This window comes from Bacillus mojavensis (assembly GCF_012648005.1).
GTDB lineage: Bacteria > Bacillota > Bacilli > Bacillales > Bacillaceae > Bacillus > Bacillus mojavensis.
Window position 1 is genome coordinate 1,396,406 of sequence record NZ_CP051464.1, and the last position, 15,765, is coordinate 1,412,170.

The window sequence follows — 15,765 nt, forward strand, 5'->3', positions numbered from 1 at the left end:
AAATTACGGGATATATTATATGAGAAAAATAATATTATAGGGTCAGTAAATGTGACTGCTCTGCTTTCTCCGACAGCTCATCAGGAGCAGTTAAATACAGGAATCCATTCCCCGCCAATGTTTTTGCGATATCGAGCGGAAGTGTCCTGCGGATCAGCTGCGCATAAAGCTCAGATTCAGAAAGCTCTCTTTGAAAAGATTCTTCTTCAAAGCTTTTAATTAAAGCAAGCGCTCCGCTGACATGAGGGGCAGCCATTGAAGTGCCCGTCAGCTTCCCGTATTTCTTGTTGGGAAGAGTGGATAAAATGTTTTCACCAGGTGCAACAAGATCAATTTCTTTATTGGCGTTTGAAAATTCTGACGATTCTCGCGCTACGGAAACAGATCCAACCGCAATCACATCATTATACGCAGCAGGATAGGAAAGCTCCTCTGTGCGTTCGTCGCCGTCACCTTCATTTCCCGCGGCACAAACGACTAGCACTCCGTTTTTGACGGCGTTTTTGACTGCTTCCTCCAGTTCAGGCACATCGCTCGGCGGTCCGCCAAGGGACATTGAGATGATATCAGCCTTTTGCTCAACAGCATAGTTAATGCCGTTAATAATCCATTCGTACTTTCCGCTGCCGTTTTCACCGCCAAGCACCTTTACAATTAAAAGGCTTGCCTCAGGCGCGACTCCGGCGATGCCGCCGTTTGAATCGTTAGCCGCAATCGTTCCGGCAACGTGAGTGCCGTGTCCGTTGTAGTCGGAAATGGCATCTTCCTTGCCGCCGTCATCATCTGTGAAATTCTTGCCGCCGATGATTTGGTTTTTCAGATCGGGATGGCTTGTATCGCAGCCGGTGTCCAATACAGCAATTGTTACATCTTTGCCTTTAACCCCTTTTGCCCACACTTCTGGCGCCTTAATCACTTTAATACCCTCAGGAAGCTCGTTCACATCCATGATCTGCTCATTCGTCACATACGGGATCAAGCGGATTTCACCATTCATAAAAAAGCCCTCCTTTTTTATGCCTGCAAGTGGATACAAGGGTGTTATCTCACATTATATGAAAAAAACAGCCGCTCGGACAGAGTCGTTTGAAGCATTTTGAAAAAATAGGATACAATCCAATGGATTAGTCATTTTCAAAATAATGGGTGGGTTTAGCGTGTATGACTGGGATTCAGCTGTCAGTCAAGTTATAATAGAAGCTGGGAAAGGAGCAGTGTGATGAAACTGAATGAAAAAATATTTGCGTTTTTTTCTGAGCATGTAGAACAAATGGCCGAGGAATGGATTGACACAATGGAGGAAAGCGATCCGAATTCAATTTATGCCTTACATAATGCAACTGTAACTGAGGAGCTGAAAGAGCAGGACAGAGAGTTCTACCGGCATCTGAATTACATGTATGTTTTACCGGAAAAACAATTTCTCGATGAATTTCAACAATGGGTTATTGAGCTGACGAATGATCAAAAACATCTCGAGACCCCGGTGCAATACGTCATCCGTGAGTTTATGAGAAACCGAAGATTATATACGAAGTATTTTGAGAAATTCGCAAAAGAAAACGAGTCGGCATTTGGACCGGGAGAAAAACAAAAATGGGCTAATTTGATTGTGAAAGTTTTTGATTTTACCATTTATACATTCGTCGATCACGCTGAATCGAATGCAAAACAGCAATTAAATGCCCAGAGAGAAATGATACTGGAATTAAGTTCGCCTGTCATTACTCTGAGCAAAACGACAGCTCTGCTGCCGCTTGTCGGTGATATTGATACTGAACGGGCAAAGTTTATTCTCGAGAACACGCTTAGTGCATGTGCAAAAAGACGCATTGAGCATCTGTTAATCGATCTTTCAGGTGTCGTGGTTGTTGATACAATGGTGGCACATCAAATCTTTAAATTGATTGAGGCGCTTACTTTAATCGGTGTCAGATCCACATTGTCTGGAATCAGGCCAGAAATCGCGCAAACCGCTGTACAGCTTGGTATTGATTTTACGAACATTAATATTAAAACCAATCTTGCCCAAGCATTGAACTATCATCAATAATGAGAAAGCCGCTATTCAACATAGCGGCTTTTTTATGAGGTAAAACATAAAGACACAAGAAAAGATCCTGCGAATAACAAGAGAACGATGAAAAAGAACAGCCAGTCGCGCAGGCTGACGGTAAGCGACCGGTAATACGTCCGGTTTCGGGTGCCTGTAAATCCTTTTGATTCCATCGCAAGAGCTGTTCGTTCCGCTTTTCTGATCGCACTTGCTAATAGCGGGATTGTATAGCGCTTTAACGCGCTTATTTTTTCTTTTAAGCCATTTTCCGCCGCCCCGCCTCGGATTTTATGTGCCTGCTGGATCAGCTGGACCTCCTCTTTTAACAGAGGGAGAAAACGAAATCCGGCAATGACGCCATACGCGAGCTTCGGGGACAGCTTACACTGTTGCACCAGACTCAGCATAAATAGAATCGGATCGGTTGTAAAAACAAACATCATCGATAAGGCAGAAAAGCACAAAATCCGAAACCCGAGTGAGATGCCGACAGCCACATTTTCACTGTTGATCGAAAAAGGGCCGGCTTGGAACAGAATATTATCTGCAGTCGTCGGAATTTTGCCGAAAACAGCGGCTGTCCATACGCAGCCGAATGCTAAAATCAAAAACGGAATCGTGAACAAAAGCCATTTTTTCAGTGGTATTCTGGCCGCAAACAGGACACCCGCAACAATTATGATATAAAAGCACGCCGGTGTGTAAGGATTGTAAATAAACGACAGCATGACGACACAGCAAAAAACCGCCGCTGCTTTTACTGCCGGGTTAATGAGATGTAACGGCTGCTTCATCACGCACCTCCTGCTGGTATGTCATCCATTCATATCGAAGGGGGAGGGTGAGCTTTGCTTTTTGGACGAGCCCCGCTTCCTTAGAAAATAATTGTTCCGGTGTTCCGTCAAAGGCCAAATGTGTGTTGTGAAGCACAAGCACGCTGTCAGCATATGAAGATACAAGCTCCATATCGTGTGTGATCATAAGAACAGCGGTGCCTTCTGCCTGGATATGCTGAATCATCTCCATACATTCAGCCGCTGTTTTGGCGTCTTGGCCAAAGGTCGGTTCGTCTAAAAGCAAGACCTTTACATCATGCATCAGCATGGTAGCGACACTCAGCCGCCGTTTTTGCCCTTGGCTGATCGCAAACGGATGGTGGTCCGCCAAATGTGCAAGACCGAAGCGTTGCAGCAGATTCTGCGCTCTTTTCTCGGTTTCGGCATTTGCCGTATGGCCGAATAGCAGCTCATCATATACTGTATCAGTCACAAACTGGTGTTCTGGATTTTGGAAAACAAACCCCAATTGTTTACGAAGCTCTTTTTCTTTGTAAGACTCCAGCGGCTTATCATGCAGAAGAATCTTGCCGCTATTCGCTTTGAGCAAACGGGCGAGAACAGATAACAGGGTAGATTTTCCTGTGCCGTTTGGCCCGACAAGTGCCGTCAAAGAGCCTGCACGCAATGAAAAACTGATGTCTTTGAAAATGGTCTGCTGTCCTCTTGAAAACGATAAGTTCTTGACCTGCACTGCATGTTCAGCAGAAAGAACCACAGCTTCTTCAGTATGCCCAGCAGGGAAGGGTTCCTTGAACAGCGTTTCCTTTGACAATGTAAACGGTATAATCACATTTTCTTGTAAGTCACAAATTTTTGGCACAGTGATTCCCATTGTTCTTAACATGTTTGAGTGATGCTGAAACATATCCGTAGTCGGCCCGTCTAAGGCTTTCTTGCCTGCTCCATCCAGTACAATTGTTCTTTCAACCCAAGGCGCCCACTCATCAAGCTGATGTTCGATGACGAGAAGGCCGAAGCCTTTTTCCTGCTGAAGCTCTTTGATCATTTGAACGAATTCCCGCGCTGAATAAGGATCTAAAAGGGAAGTCGGTTCATCCAGAATAATGAGCTCAGGCTCCATCGCCAAAATACAGGCGAGCGCGACTTTTTGCTTCAGTCCCCCTGACAGAGTAGAAATTGTGCTTTTCTTTAAATGAGAGATGTGTAATTTATCCAGAACCGCATCAATTTTCTTTGCCATTTCTTCTTGAGGAACTTGCAAATTTTCCAATCCGAAGGCGATTTCGTCCTCCACTGTCAGCATACAAAACTGCTGATCAGGGTCCTGAAAGACGACTCCGACATGCTGAGCGATCGTTTCAGAGGTTTCATCATCAGTGATCGGTTTTTGAAATAAGAATACATGCCCGGACAGCACCCCGTCACAAGCTTCGGGGTAAAGTCCGTTTAAACAGAGGGCAAGCGAGCTTTTTCCGCACCCGCTCGGCCCTAACAATAAAGCGCATTCTCCTTTTAGGAGCTCAAACGTTATCTCTTGAAAAATCGGTTTCTCGTTTTCTTCATATGAAAAACGAAGCCGGTCAACCGAAAGTAACGTATTATAGGCTTGCATGATTAGATACCCGTTTCCGTTTCTTTTTCAGTTCCTTTCCCAGCGCCATTCCGTTTAAGACGCCCGTATATGCGAGAGAATCGCTGACAGCTTTTCCAAGAAGTCCGGCTAGAACCGCACCTGAAACGAGACGGATCACAAGCATAATGAGCAGGTATCCCGGTGAATACGCCGCATAACCGGAAACAAAGAGATCATAAATAAAGCTGGCCACCGAAGACCCCATACCCGCCAGAAGCAGCACAGGAAGGGAATATGCTTTCCAGCGTGTCGCAAGAAATACTGCTTCTGCTCCGAGACCTTGAACAACGCCGATCACGATAACCATCGGGCCTGAAGGATTTCCCAGCAAACATTCAACGAGAGCTGCGATGACTTCAGATACAAGGGCAGCCCCCGGTTTGCGAATGATGTACGCGGCAATCACCGACACGATAAACCAAATGCCGTAAATAGGTTCATAAGCGATGGGCCCGAACATCCCTGCAAGTACGTTTCCAAAATGAGTGAATACTAAATAAACAATGGCAAAAACAATACTGATTACGGACATGATGACAATTTCTTTTACTTTCCAGCTTTTCATTTTATCCCTGCTTTCTGTTTTCTTGATGGACTGTTTGCCGAGAAGTTCACGGTCATTGTGACGTGTGTTGTTTGCTGATTTGCCATGCGGAAAGCGGCTTCCAGCGTTCGGAACACGTCGTGTGCATCTCCGTCTAGCTCACTTGCGTAATGAACACCCTGAACAAAGGTGCCGTCAGCCTTAGCGATTTCAACAGCTTTCATGATGATGTCCATATAATCCGGCTCATTCATCGGATAAAGTGCAAATTGGCATGGAGCCTCTGCTTTCAGGGTATGGACAAATTCTTCGTTGACACGCTTTTCATCTGCTGTCAGAAATGTATCTCCTTGTGTATCGCCGGGGCAGCCGATGGAAAACGTCCCGTTCATAACGATGTGTTTTTCGCTATTTGCTGCATAAAGGTAGATGGCTTTGGCGGCGTCGAATACATGCTCGATCGATCCGCGCAAAACTGTGCTGATATGATCGGTTTTTGTCCAAACCTTTGACGTATCGGTTTTTTTCAGCGCAGACTTAATCACACTGATAAAATCATCCGTCATTGGGTATAAAGAGAACCGAAAACCGGCGATTCTGCTTGTACCGCATAAGTTGTCCATTTCTCTGACCTCCTGTTTTTTTGGTAAAATAAAAAACTGCATATCCTTAGGGAATATGCAGTCATAGATCGAGTAAGCGCACGAAAAAATACACCTTTCGGTCAACCTGCACTTCCCCACGCTGGTATTATCCAGATCGGGTCATAAGGGATCAAAGCGTGTTTTTTCGCGCTTTATCTCAGCCATAACAGCACCCCTAGTGCTTTCCGTATACAATTTTTTATTTTGACATCATAATAGATGATAAGAATCATTTTGTAAACAATGAAATCATTTTTTTCATATAGGAACATGAGAGGATGATCGGATTTGGAAAAAGGGCACATATTAATTGTGGAAGATGAAGAAAAAATCGCCAGGGTCCTTCAGCTTGAATTGGAATATGAAGGATACAGCGTGACCATCAAACATAATGGCACTGAAGGGCTTGACGCGGCCGCCGAAGGTTCGTATTCCCTGCTGCTGCTTGATGTCATGCTGCCAGGGATGAGCGGGCTTGAAGTGCTGCGCCGGCTGAGGAAAACAGATCAAGGAACACCGGTTATTTTATTAACCGCCCGCGACAGCATTCCAGATAAGGTAACAGGGCTGGACATCGGTGCGAATGACTATGTCACCAAGCCGTTTGAAATTGAAGAATTGCTTGCCAGAATCAGAGCGGCACTTCGCCAAACCGGAAGCAAAACAGAGGATATCGGCACATTTTTGACATATGACGATTTGCAAGTAAACGAAAAAACACGTGAAGTCAGACGGGGAGACAAAGAAGTTGAATTAACGCCCCGGGAATTTGATTTGCTTGTCTATATGCTGAAGCATCCGCAACAAGTGCTGACGAGGGAGCAAATTCTCAGCTCTGTATGGGGGTTTGATTACATCGGTGATACAAATGTCGTCGACGTGTACATAAGGTATATCAGAAAAAAATTGGACTATCCTTACGAAAAACAGCTGATTCATACCGTGCGCGGAGTCGGCTATACCATTAAGGGGTAAATGATGAAGCTGAAGACTAAGATTCATCTTTATACATCTATTTGGCTGTTGATTTTATTAATGTTGGTCCATACTGCGGTCTATCTCATTTTTTCATCGGCACTCACCTCAAAGGATGCAGCCCGTCTTGCTGATGAAACAGACAATATCGCCGAAGCTCTTCATACCGCCGAAACACAAGGAGTGGCTTTGCAGGATATGCTGCAGGCGTATCTTCCGGCAAACGGAATGGTACGGATAGTGACTGCGGATCAGAAAGCCGTTATGACCATCACCAAGGAAAAAGCATATAAAGACTTCCCTCTTACTTTTCACAGCGGAGAAACGACAGACGTGACAAAGCATACAGGCAAACTGTTTGCAGCAGCAGCTGTCCCTGTCATTTGGACAGATGGACAAGTCGTATCTCTTCAGCTCGTGGAAAGGCTGGAGCATACAGACGAAAGTCTTTTTCTGCTAAAATTTATTTTAATTGCGGCCAGCGCAGCGGTCTGTATCGCTTCCTTCTTTGCTGGCAGCTTACTCGCCCGCCATATCATCAATCCAATCAGACAATTGGTGACAACGATGAAAGACATCCAGAGAGAAAAAGCATTCAAAACAATTTCTCTGGAAGGACAGTCGCACGACGAATTATATCAAATGGGGCTGACTTTTAATGAGATGGCGAGCATGCTGAAAGAGCACTACGACAAACAGCAGCAATTCGTCCAAGACGCTTCACACGAGCTGAAAACCCCGCTCACCATTATTGAAAGCTACAGCAATCTAATGAAACGCTGGGGGGCAAGAAGGCCTGAAGTGCTTGAGGAATCCATTGAAGCCATTCATTCGGAAGCGATCCATATGAAAAAACTGACCAATCAGCTGCTTACCCTGGCCAAGAGCCATAAAGAAATGGAGCTTGATCTGAAAACGGTTGACCTGATCGAAATGTCGCGCGCCGTCATACAAACACTCCAGCCGGTTTATAAACGCGACATTTTTCTCGAGGCGGGCAAAGAGCATTTGTTCGTAACGGCAGATGAAGAACGCATAAAGCAGCTGCTGACGATTTTGCTTGATAATGCTATAAAGTATAGTGACAAGGGCATTGTGATTTCCGCAGGAACCAAAAACAGCCGGCCGTTTTTGTCTGTAAGGGATGAAGGAATCGGCATACCTGAGGAGCATCTCCCGCGCCTGTTTGAACGTTTTTACCGGGCGGATGAGGCGCGTAACCGCAAAACAGGGGGAACGGGTTTAGGTCTATCCATTGCGAAACATATTGCCGATGAGCATGGCATTGACCTGTCTGTAAAAAGCAAACCGGGACAGGGAACAAATGTCACAATGCAATTTAGAGAACAGAATGGGGGAGCGCTATGACAAAACGTATGAAAACAGGAGCTGCTGCGGCGGCAGCCGTTTTAGCCATTGTCATCTGCGCGGTTCTTATCATTCAGCAGACTCATGAGGACGCGCTGTCAAAGGAGGCAGTCATAAAAAAAGTAGAAGCCTCCTATGAAGGCGACATCACAAAAGTGACGCGATCCAATGATAAAAAAACCTATGATATGACTCTGGAAAATCCAAAAGGAATTTATTTTCTGAAAGCTGATGCTAAATCGGGTGACATATTGTCAATGAACAGAGTGAAAGAGACGAACACAGCTGACATGACAGAAAAAGAAGCTGAGCAGCTTGCTCTGGTGCGGGTGCCGGGCACCGTCAAAAAACACACGCGAAAACATGGAGTTGCGTCGTATACCATTCAAAAAAATAATGGGGAAACATACGAAGTGAAGGTAGATATGAAGACAAAAGCGGTGGTGTCCGCTGATAAAATCAGCAGCAAAGACAAACAAAAGACAACAATTTCGGAAAAAGAGGCAAAAGCCATTGCAGAGCGTGAAGCTGGAGGAAAAGCGGATGACGCCGATTTGGAAGAAAGCGAAGGCACTCTCCTGTTTGAAGTAGATGTTGATCTCCCGAATGACAAGGAAGCTAAGGTGAAAATAAACGCCTATACCGGCAAAGTTTCTAATATTATCTATGAAGACTAATGGTTTTCTCATCAAATTCTCATCTTTCTCTCGTTTTCCTTTCATGTTGAGTGTGTAAACTGAACTCATAACAAAACAAGGGAGGAATCACATATGCTGAAGAAAAGATGGATGATAGGCATATTAGCAGGTTGTTTAGCGGCCGGAGGATTCAGCTACAACGCGTTTGCGAAAGAAAATAATGAACATACACAGTCTGTTTCTGGAACTGGCGGACTTACTGAACAAGAAGCGGAGTCCATTGCCAAAACAGTTGTTGACGGAACAGTGGATGACATCGACAGAGACATCTATAACGGCAAAGAAGCCTATGAAGTTGAAATTGAAAAAGACGGCGAAGATTATGATGTTTATGTGGATATTAAGACCAAACAAGCTCTCAATGACCCGTTAAAAGAGAAAAAAGAGCAAGTTGTTTTGACAAAAGAAGAAGCAGAGCAGATTGCTCTAAAGCAAACAGCTGGAACCGTCACAGAAAGCAAGCTGGATGAAGATGATGGTGCGTACATCTACGAAATTGAGGTTCAAACGAAACAAGGGACTGAAGCAGAATTTGACATCTCTGCAAAGGACGGACGTATAATTAAACAGGAATTAGACGACTAACCCCGCACACGCGGGGTTTTTTTCATGATAACGAACGGTTTTTTGGAGAATCTAATGAGTAAAGGAGGCGTGAAGCGCATGGAAAAGAAAGAAGAACAATACATCAATCAGGCTGAGTATGTTCCACATCCGACGAAGGAAGGGGAGTACGCCTTATTTCTTCATGAAACCTATCATTTGCTTTCTGAAGATGATGAAACGCAAACAACAGAATAAGGGCTTAAGGCCCTTATTTTATTTCATCTGATGAGGTGTAAACGCATTAATAACTTTTTTAAGTTGACATAGCTTGTTTTTTTCTGTAATCTCAGTGTGTCAATTCAATTACGAACTTCGTTAGGTGAGGCTCCTGTATGGAGATACGCTGCTGCCCAAAAATGTCCAAAGACGCCAATGGGTCAACAGAAATCATCGACATAAGGTGATTTTTAATGCAGCTGGATATTGCTCCTATGCCATACAGTGCTAAAGCTCTACGATTGAAGGCGCCCGCACGCTTTTTTTTGCCGTGCTTCTTTCCCCTTCAATCCAGAAGGCTTTTTTTATGCCTTGAAAACGAAATGCTGAACAAAAAGGAGGTGCGGAGTATGGATTCTCCCCATTCGAGTCAATCTGAAGAAGTACCCATATACTATGACAGCGAGACAATTGATCACACGATGAGGAGACGATCTGCCGCACCTTCTGGCGAGGCCGGCACGTCTCCGTAGAGGAGGTACGAGTCCCAATGGTTCAAAACATGACCTATGACGAACTCATTTTACGCATTATTATATTATTGCGAGACGGAAAAATCAGGGATTTCAGAAGTGTTATTGATGAGCTTCAGCCCTATGATATGGCGTTTATTTTTAAAGAAATGCCGGAAAAACACCGCGCCCGCTATTTATCTTATTTAACTGTTGATGATATTACTGATATGATCGGCGAGCTGGAACGGGAATTTCAGCTAGCCGTCTTAAATAAAGTCGGAAAAACAAAAGCAACACTCGCGATGAACAAAATGGACAACGATGACCTCGCTCAATTGCTTGAAGAAATGGATGAAGAACTGAAGGATCAGCTTTTATCCAGCATGGAGGCCTCAGAGTCAAAAGCCGTTCAGCTCCTTATGAATTACCCGGCTGATTCAGCGGGGCGCATGATGACCAACCGCTATGTGTGGATTCCTCAGCATTACACGGTAAAAGACGCGGTCGTCAAACTAAAAAGTTTCGCGGAAATCGCAGAGTCTATCAACTACTTATATGTCATAAATGACAGTAAGCAGCTTGTCGGTGTTCTGTCATATCGCGATTTGATTCTCGGGGAACCGGAAGAAAAGGTGCAAGACTTGATGTTTACCCGTGTCATCGCAGCAGACGCGCTTCAAGATCAGGAAGAAGTGGCGCGGCTGATTGAACGTTACGATTTCTTAGCGATACCGATCGTGGAAGAAAACAATGTGCTTGTCGGGATCGTGACGGTCGATGATATCATCGATGTCGTTATTCGGGAAGCCGATGAGGATTACGAAAAATTCGCCGCTTCAGGTAAAGCCATTACCTTCGATACAAAAGCATATGTTGCAGCATACCGCCGCCTTCCATGGCTAATCCTGCTTTTGTTCATTGGGCTGATTTCAGGCAGCATCATGAGCTATTTTGAAGATACGCTGAAGCAGGTCGTGGCGCTGGCATTCTTTATGCCGATGGTGTCAGGGATGACAGGGAATACAGGAACACAGTCTCTCGCGGTTGTCATCAGAGGTTTATCTAAAGAAGAAATGAATAAAAAAACGATTATGAAACTGATTTTTCGGGAACTCAGAACGAGTATTTATATCGGTGCGGTCTGCTCTGTCTTAATTACGGTGATCGCCATCATATGGCAGGGGAATGTACTTTTAGGATTTGTTGTCGGCTCTTCACTGCTGCTGACCTTGATTATCGGCACGATGTCCGGAACAATCATCCCTATTATTCTGCACAGACTGAATGTAGACCCGGCCATTGCGTCAGGCCCGCTCATTACGACGCTAAATGATATCTTGTCTTTATTAATTTATTTTGGTATTGCAACTGCATTCATTCACTCATTATAAACGATAAAAGTCCGTCTCAGATTGCGAGGCGGACTTTTATCGTTTATCGGTTTTTGTACCTAAAGTGAGCATTAAGCTGCCCCTCCAGCATTTTTTTCCGCACTTGCGGATCGTTTTTTACCATTTGTTCTTTTTTGCGCATATCTTTTAGAATTTCAGCCGTCTGCACGCCGTCTTCGCGTTTGTTGGCGATATCCATCAGCCGCTCGACATCTGCAAAAGAATATTTTCTCGTTCCCCTTGAAGAACGCTGCGGATAAATCAGCTTCCGCTCCTCATAATACCTGATCTGTCTTACGGACAACCCTGTCAATTCACTGACAATCCCAATTGAAATCACTTTTTTGTCTTTATAAGAATGATCTTCTGTGGTCATTTTTCCACCCCTGGATGTCTTTTGATAATAGTATATAAAAAACATAGAGAAAAAACCTGACGCTTGTTATATTTTCTAACATGAAATAACAGATTTTTGAAAAAATACGGCAGAAAAATTAACAAGAATGATGCGTAACCGATAAGCGCGCTTTATCCTATATGTAAAGATTAATGAGGAGGAAGGATAATAATGGAGGAAGAAAAAGCGGTCTCATTGGCAAAGGAAATAATCGAGTTGGATATGAAACGGGATGAAATGCTTGAAACGTTTATGCAGCTTGCCGGAGAACATGCTTTTCAGCTTTTAAGATCAGTTCAAAACGGACTTTACCGAAAATCTTCGTAAACATAAATTCTTTACACTAGATTCATACCACGTTCATTTAAAAAGAGTATCTTATGAAAAGGATACCTCAAAATGAAGGAGGGCGCTATGAGTAATTTATTGAAATCAGCATTAGAAAAAGAACGAAGCCATTATTCAGAAAAACTCTTTCAAATCGGAGTTTATAATAAAGAAGTAATGAACAAAATGACACTTTCTGAATTGCGAAAGGAATACGCATATTTCTTTCGCAGCATTCCATATCACCAAAAAAATCCTTATACAAAATAACGTATAAGGATTTTTTTGTTTCCTGAAAAGGAATTTCTCGAATTATAGCGAATAAAAATAATAAGGGCATTAAACTCTTATTATATGTAAGGGTTTTCATTATTTTTTTATAAAAATTCTATATACGGGGTAGATATGATGAGATTATCGTTTAACGAAGAAGAAGTTGAGCGTGCGATGAATTTGTACAGGGTTTTTGCAAGGGCTTTCAAAAGTGTTTCTGAACACAGCATCCGTGACAGCAAAGAGCACGGCTTCAATCCCACAGAATTTGCCGTACTGGAACTTTTGTATACGAGAGGCCCGCAAAAATTACAGCAAATTGGGTCGAGACTTCTGCTTGTAAGCGGAAACGTCACATATGTCATTGACAAGCTAGAAAGAAACGGGTTTTTAGTCAGGGAGCAGGACCCGAAAGATAAACGCTCTGTTTACGCGCATCTCACCGATAAAGGGAATGAGTATTTGGATAAGATCTATCCAATTCATGCGCTCCGTATAGCGAGAGCGTTTTCAGGCCTTTCGTCTGATGAGCAGGACCAGCTGATCCTCCTGCTGAAGAAAGCTGGCATCCACAGCCAGCATTTACTGTTTCGTTAGCCATTCCACACTCTCTTTCAGGAGAGTGTTTTTTTATATTTAGATTCATCTAATATCCTGTTTAAAACCTCCTCAATCTTCAGGTCGCACATTTGGCCAAGATACCTGCTGATACGCTTTTCTGCTGCTGCCCGTTCATTCGATTGAAAAAATGCGGAAATGCGCTCTTCTGCCCGCTTCATATCCCAGTTTCTTATATCTGTAACAAGCTGCTGTTCTTTTAACAGGTTCACATTCATTTCCTCCTGGCCCGGCAACGCATGATAGATAAATACCGGAAGCCTTTTCTTTAAGCATTCACTAATGGTTACGCCTCCTGGCTTTGTCATGATGCCTGAGGCCTCTGCGTACAGCCGGTTCATTTCTGCTTTGCTGTGAAGGTAAGGGATCGCCTCAATAAAAGGATGCTGTAAACTTTTAACATATCGGTAGAGCTTTTCGTTTCTGCCGCATAATATTTTGTATAAGATATTTCCGCCTGGCGACAGCTCCTGAACCAGCTTAAAAATACCTCCGACTCCCATACTGCCGCCTGTGATCATGACAGTATAAGGCGGACGATGCTGACAGGTGTCTGCGGTTCCTGTTTCAAAAGCTCGGTGAACGGGAATGCCGGTCATAAATATTTTTTCCTGGTTAATTCCTTCGGACATGAGCTGCTTCTTAATATCCATAATCGGGACAAAGTGGTAGTCAATGTTCTCCCGTCCCCATACTTGATTCACAAAAAAATCCGTGTATACATTTACGATGGCCATGTTTGGATATTCCGGTTTTAGCCGGTTCAGCAGGTAAGAAGGCAGGGCATGCGTACAGAAGGCGATATCAGGCTGTTTTTCTTTGAGAATCTGTCTCATGCTTTGCATAAACAGCCATTCATACATGGCATAGCGTCTGACCTTCTTACAATCTCCGCAAGCGAGAAGCTTGTATATTCCGCTGTACGTTTTCGGAACATATTGAATCCATTTTAAATAAGCTGAGGAGGACAGTTTTTCTAAGCGTTTATACGTATGAGAGAAGATATCGATTTTTTCTGAATGCAGCCCTTTAGATTCCAGATCAGTCTTCAGGGTATCAGCGACATGATGATGCCCGGTGGAAATGCTTAAAAAAGGAAAAATGAGAATGTTTGTCATGTCTGTCCCCCTTAAAAATATGCCAACTATATTTTGGGGAGAATCATCACAAAATATAAGGGTGTTTTTTTGCTGATAAGGAAGGTGAAGAGATGAAAACCTGTTTCCTTTCCATTTGGAGAGTGATTGACCCAATTTATTTCTTTTTTTCGAGGCTGACCTTGATTGATGATGAGCAAAAATGCGTCTTTCGAGTCAGACTGACAAAATACAAAGGACATCATGTCGTGCTGAGTGACGGAACCCATATAAGAAAAAACGATGTGCTCGTTAAAATCCATCTGCACAACATCAAGCTGGTCAGAGAGCTGCAAAGCATTGAAAGCGCGGTCAGAAAAGGAATCATCATTTATCAAAAAGTATATCAATCAATGCCGATGCTGCTGGAGTATATCAACAATCATAAAAAAAGCGAAAAAATCAAAGGAATCATTGGCATTACAATGCTTGATAAAGGCGTAGAAAGACTCGGCTTTGACGTGGTTACCCCGGTCAATCCTTTTTACAGATCTTTTAAAAAAATTACCCATATGCCAATCTTATATTTAACGGCAAAGCCAGTGAGCTTGCGGAATTTACCGAATTCATCCTATTTGTTTATCTCGAAAGAAAAGCTTCAGCACACCTATCAAACAAAAGACTGATGCCATGGTCAGCACAGTCTTTTTAAATTTGATGGAAAGTCACTTCCGGGCGGCTTCCTACACGGATATTAACGCCAGTTTGTCCTAAACCTTCACTGATATAAAACGGTTTATCGTGGTGATAATGAAGGCCTTTAATCATATTCATGCGTACAAGCTTGCCCATTTTCACCAAATGATACGGCTTTGGCCAGTGGATTTGCCCTCCATGAAAATGGCCTGATAACAGGTAGTCAAAATGAATATCTTCCATCTCTAATATAATGTTCGGATCATGTGTCAGTACAAGGTGATAGCCATTCTCCAGACCTTTATAAGAGTTTGTGATTTTACTGCGATTCGTACTGTAATCGTCAATGCCGATAATATTAACAGGTCCTGCATCAGTATTGATGTGAACATGTTCATTTTGAAGCGTCATGCATCCATTTTCCTCGAGCACTCGCTTTAATCTTAGAAAGTCCTTTTCTTTTAATACATAATCATGGTTGCCAAACACCGCGTACATGCCATAGGCAGGCTTCAGTTTTTGCAATGCCTGCAAGTAGCCGGTAAGCTTTGGAATATTTCGTTTCCGGTCCAGAAAATCTCCGGTAAGAGCAATGATGTCTACAGGTTGATTATTTGTTAAACGATACAGTTCATCAGGCGATACAGAAATATTTTCTAAATGAAGATCCGATAAATGAAGGATATTCAGTTTTTTTCTTGCTGGAAGGCCGTCTTGCTGATCAATTGAAATCGTGTTGACCTTCACATCTTTTGTGTTGCGGTTTGCTTTATATATAAATGGCATAACAGCCAGTATGACCAATGAAAGTAAGATGGACACATGTATCCCCTCCCTTCTACCAGTATAGTAAGTGGTCCAGCCTTATGGAAAGCGGGAATTAATGGGTTGAAGACCAGTTTGAAAAATGCAGAAAGGATTGACATTTGATGAATGTTTTAGAAGGGAAAAGGGATAATAAATTTTGACACGTGAGGCAGATCATGCCCGAT

General features: G+C 43.3%; 20 protein-coding genes and 2 riboswitches. Of the genes, 12 read left to right on the forward strand and 8 right to left on the reverse strand.

Translation table 11 applies throughout. The annotated features are described in order from the left end of the window. Nucleotides 1-34 precede the first annotated feature (34 nt). Nucleotides 35-997 (reverse strand): serine protease Isp, encoded by a 963-nt coding sequence (gene isp, locus HC660_RS07270; RefSeq protein WP_168747574.1) that lies wholly within the window; start codon nucleotides 995-997, stop codon nucleotides 35-37. A 222-nt stretch (nucleotides 998-1,219) separates the two neighbouring features. On the opposite strand from isp, the gene rsbRB reads away from it, so the two are divergent. Further along, nucleotides 1,220-2,053, forward strand: coding sequence for an RsbT co-antagonist RsbRB (gene rsbRB, locus HC660_RS07275; RefSeq protein WP_168747576.1), 834 nt, complete (start codon nucleotides 1,220-1,222; stop codon nucleotides 2,051-2,053). Nucleotides 2,054-2,085: 32 nt separating this feature from the next. Here the strand turns inward: rsbRB and HC660_RS07280 are convergent, their stop codons facing one another. Genes HC660_RS07280 through HC660_RS07295 form a run of 4 tightly spaced genes read right to left on the reverse strand, consistent with a single transcriptional unit; the run spans nucleotide 2,086 to nucleotide 5,656 of the window. Then, nucleotides 2,086-2,850 (reverse strand): HMP/thiamine ABC transporter permease ThiX, encoded by a 765-nt coding sequence (locus tag HC660_RS07280; RefSeq protein ID WP_168747577.1) that lies wholly within the window; start codon nucleotides 2,848-2,850, stop codon nucleotides 2,086-2,088. Then, entirely contained in the window at nucleotides 2,825-4,468 is a 1,644-nt protein-coding gene (locus HC660_RS07285) for an ABC transporter ATP-binding protein (RefSeq protein WP_168747578.1), read from the reverse strand. The genes HC660_RS07280 and HC660_RS07285 overlap by 26 nt, the downstream gene beginning before the upstream one ends. Next, the gene (locus HC660_RS07290; protein ID WP_168747579.1) at nucleotides 4,455-5,054 is read right to left on the reverse strand and encodes an ECF transporter S component; all 600 of its coding nucleotides are present in this window, start codon (nucleotides 5,052-5,054) and stop codon (nucleotides 4,455-4,457) included. The genes HC660_RS07285 and HC660_RS07290 overlap by 14 nt, the downstream gene beginning before the upstream one ends. Then, the gene (locus HC660_RS07295) at nucleotides 5,051-5,656 is read right to left on the reverse strand and encodes an HMP/thiamine ABC transporter substrate-binding protein ThiU (RefSeq protein WP_168747580.1); all 606 of its coding nucleotides are present in this window, start codon (nucleotides 5,654-5,656) and stop codon (nucleotides 5,051-5,053) included. The genes HC660_RS07290 and HC660_RS07295 overlap by 4 nt, the downstream gene beginning before the upstream one ends. A 96-nt stretch (nucleotides 5,657-5,752) precedes the next feature. Further along, nucleotides 5,753-5,864, reverse strand: a riboswitch (TPP riboswitch). A gap of 101 nt (nucleotides 5,865-5,965) precedes the next feature. Between HC660_RS07295 and ykoG the strand changes: the two genes are divergently transcribed. The 7 genes from ykoG to mgtE all read left to right on the forward strand — a co-directional run bounded on the left by ykoG (nucleotide 5,966) and on the right by mgtE (nucleotide 11,386). Beyond that, complete coding sequence (gene ykoG, locus HC660_RS07300; protein ID WP_010333969.1) at nucleotides 5,966-6,652, forward strand: two-component system response regulator YkoG; 687 nt, start codon at nucleotides 5,966-5,968, stop codon at nucleotides 6,650-6,652. 3 nt (nucleotides 6,653-6,655) lie between these two features. Further along, nucleotides 6,656-8,020, forward strand: a complete 1,365-nt coding sequence (locus HC660_RS07305) for a sensor histidine kinase (RefSeq protein ID WP_168747581.1) — start codon at nucleotides 6,656-6,658, stop codon at nucleotides 8,018-8,020. Next, nucleotides 8,017-8,697, forward strand: coding sequence for a PepSY domain-containing protein (locus HC660_RS07310; protein ID WP_168747582.1), 681 nt, complete (start codon nucleotides 8,017-8,019; stop codon nucleotides 8,695-8,697). Before HC660_RS07305 ends, HC660_RS07310 begins: the two co-directional genes overlap by 4 nt. A gap of 93 nt (nucleotides 8,698-8,790) precedes the next feature. Continuing rightward, nucleotides 8,791-9,303, forward strand: a complete 513-nt coding sequence (locus HC660_RS07315) for a PepSY domain-containing protein (protein WP_168747583.1) — start codon at nucleotides 8,791-8,793, stop codon at nucleotides 9,301-9,303. 78 nt (nucleotides 9,304-9,381) lie between these two features. Next, the gene (locus HC660_RS07320) at nucleotides 9,382-9,519 is read left to right on the forward strand and encodes a transcriptional regulator SplA domain-containing protein (protein ID WP_003218541.1); all 138 of its coding nucleotides are present in this window, start codon (nucleotides 9,382-9,384) and stop codon (nucleotides 9,517-9,519) included. 109 nt (nucleotides 9,520-9,628) lie between these two features. After that, nucleotides 9,629-9,794: riboswitch (M-box (ykoK) riboswitch) on the forward strand. Between the two features lie 96 nt (nucleotides 9,795-9,890). Further along, nucleotides 9,891-10,013, forward strand: coding sequence for a hypothetical protein (locus tag HC660_RS21220; RefSeq protein WP_267495994.1), 123 nt, complete (start codon nucleotides 9,891-9,893; stop codon nucleotides 10,011-10,013). Between the two features lie 17 nt (nucleotides 10,014-10,030). Continuing rightward, complete coding sequence (gene mgtE / locus HC660_RS07325) at nucleotides 10,031-11,386, forward strand: magnesium transporter (protein WP_168747584.1); 1,356 nt, start codon at nucleotides 10,031-10,033, stop codon at nucleotides 11,384-11,386. Nucleotides 11,387-11,429: 43 nt separating this feature from the next. On the opposite strand, the gene HC660_RS07330 is transcribed toward mgtE, so the two are convergent. Next, nucleotides 11,430-11,762, reverse strand: a complete 333-nt coding sequence (locus HC660_RS07330; protein ID WP_003239028.1) for a MerR family transcriptional regulator — start codon at nucleotides 11,760-11,762, stop codon at nucleotides 11,430-11,432. Nucleotides 11,763-11,954: 192 nt separating this feature from the next. On the opposite strand from HC660_RS07330, the gene HC660_RS07335 reads away from it, so the two are divergent. The 3 genes from HC660_RS07335 to HC660_RS07345 all read left to right on the forward strand — a co-directional run bounded on the left by HC660_RS07335 (nucleotide 11,955) and on the right by HC660_RS07345 (nucleotide 12,980). Beyond that, nucleotides 11,955-12,110 (forward strand): protein YkzB, encoded by a 156-nt coding sequence (locus HC660_RS07335; RefSeq protein ID WP_010333974.1) that lies wholly within the window; start codon nucleotides 11,955-11,957, stop codon nucleotides 12,108-12,110. Between the two features lie 87 nt (nucleotides 12,111-12,197). After that, the gene (locus tag HC660_RS07340) at nucleotides 12,198-12,380 is read left to right on the forward strand and encodes a hypothetical protein (protein ID WP_010333975.1); all 183 of its coding nucleotides are present in this window, start codon (nucleotides 12,198-12,200) and stop codon (nucleotides 12,378-12,380) included. Nucleotides 12,381-12,515: 135 nt separating this feature from the next. Then, entirely contained in the window at nucleotides 12,516-12,980 is a 465-nt protein-coding gene (locus HC660_RS07345) for a MarR family winged helix-turn-helix transcriptional regulator (protein ID WP_081638289.1), read from the forward strand. 17 nt (nucleotides 12,981-12,997) lie between these two features. Here HC660_RS07345 and HC660_RS07350 read toward each other — a convergent pair whose 3' ends face one another. Further along, nucleotides 12,998-14,119: an MGDG synthase family glycosyltransferase gene (locus HC660_RS07350; RefSeq protein ID WP_168747585.1), complete on the reverse strand. Its 1,122-nt coding sequence runs from the start codon at nucleotides 14,117-14,119 to the stop codon at nucleotides 12,998-13,000. Between the two features lie 92 nt (nucleotides 14,120-14,211). On the opposite strand from HC660_RS07350, the gene HC660_RS07355 reads away from it, so the two are divergent. After that, nucleotides 14,212-14,763 carry a YkoP family protein gene (locus HC660_RS07355; RefSeq protein ID WP_168747586.1) on the forward strand — a complete coding sequence of 184 codons (552 nt, stop codon included), beginning with the start codon at nucleotides 14,212-14,214 and terminating at the stop codon, nucleotides 14,761-14,763. 22 nt (nucleotides 14,764-14,785) lie between these two features. On the opposite strand, the gene HC660_RS07360 is transcribed toward HC660_RS07355, so the two are convergent. After that, nucleotides 14,786-15,559, reverse strand: a complete 774-nt coding sequence (locus tag HC660_RS07360; protein ID WP_168749421.1) for a metallophosphoesterase — start codon at nucleotides 15,557-15,559, stop codon at nucleotides 14,786-14,788. Nucleotides 15,560-15,765 lie beyond the last annotated feature (206 nt).

Coding starts and splice junctions, on each gene's coding strand:
- HC660_RS07335 (WP_010333974.1), top strand. CDS start 11,955: ATGGAGGAAGAAAAAGCGGTCTCATTGGCAAAGGAAATAATCGAGTTG.
- HC660_RS07360 (WP_168749421.1), bottom strand. CDS start 15,559: ATGCCATTTATATATAAAGCAAACCGCAACACAAAAGATGTGAAGGTC.
- HC660_RS07355 (WP_168747586.1), top strand. CDS start 14,212: ATGAAAACCTGTTTCCTTTCCATTTGGAGAGTGATTGACCCAATTTAT.
- HC660_RS07315 (WP_168747583.1), top strand. CDS start 8,791: ATGCTGAAGAAAAGATGGATGATAGGCATATTAGCAGGTTGTTTAGCG.
- HC660_RS07310 (WP_168747582.1), top strand. CDS start 8,017: ATGACAAAACGTATGAAAACAGGAGCTGCTGCGGCGGCAGCCGTTTTA.
- rsbRB (WP_168747576.1), top strand. CDS start 1,220: ATGAAACTGAATGAAAAAATATTTGCGTTTTTTTCTGAGCATGTAGAA.
- HC660_RS07290 (WP_168747579.1), bottom strand. CDS start 5,054: ATGAAAAGCTGGAAAGTAAAAGAAATTGTCATCATGTCCGTAATCAGT.
- HC660_RS21220 (WP_267495994.1), top strand. CDS start 9,891: ATGGATTCTCCCCATTCGAGTCAATCTGAAGAAGTACCCATATACTAT.
- HC660_RS07330 (WP_003239028.1), bottom strand. CDS start 11,762: ATGACCACAGAAGATCATTCTTATAAAGACAAAAAAGTGATTTCAATT.
- HC660_RS07305 (WP_168747581.1), top strand. CDS start 6,656: ATGAAGCTGAAGACTAAGATTCATCTTTATACATCTATTTGGCTGTTG.
- HC660_RS07285 (WP_168747578.1), bottom strand. CDS start 4,468: ATGCAAGCCTATAATACGTTACTTTCGGTTGACCGGCTTCGTTTTTCA.
- HC660_RS07345 (WP_081638289.1), top strand. CDS start 12,516: ATGATGAGATTATCGTTTAACGAAGAAGAAGTTGAGCGTGCGATGAAT.
- HC660_RS07295 (WP_168747580.1), bottom strand. CDS start 5,656: ATGGACAACTTATGCGGTACAAGCAGAATCGCCGGTTTTCGGTTCTCT.
- HC660_RS07320 (WP_003218541.1), top strand. CDS start 9,382: ATGGAAAAGAAAGAAGAACAATACATCAATCAGGCTGAGTATGTTCCA.
- isp (WP_168747574.1), bottom strand. CDS start 997: ATGAATGGTGAAATCCGCTTGATCCCGTATGTGACGAATGAGCAGATC.
- HC660_RS07350 (WP_168747585.1), bottom strand. CDS start 14,119: ATGACAAACATTCTCATTTTTCCTTTTTTAAGCATTTCCACCGGGCAT.
- mgtE (WP_168747584.1), top strand. CDS start 10,031: ATGGTTCAAAACATGACCTATGACGAACTCATTTTACGCATTATTATA.
- HC660_RS07340 (WP_010333975.1), top strand. CDS start 12,198: ATGAGTAATTTATTGAAATCAGCATTAGAAAAAGAACGAAGCCATTAT.
- HC660_RS07280 (WP_168747577.1), bottom strand. CDS start 2,850: ATGAAGCAGCCGTTACATCTCATTAACCCGGCAGTAAAAGCAGCGGCG.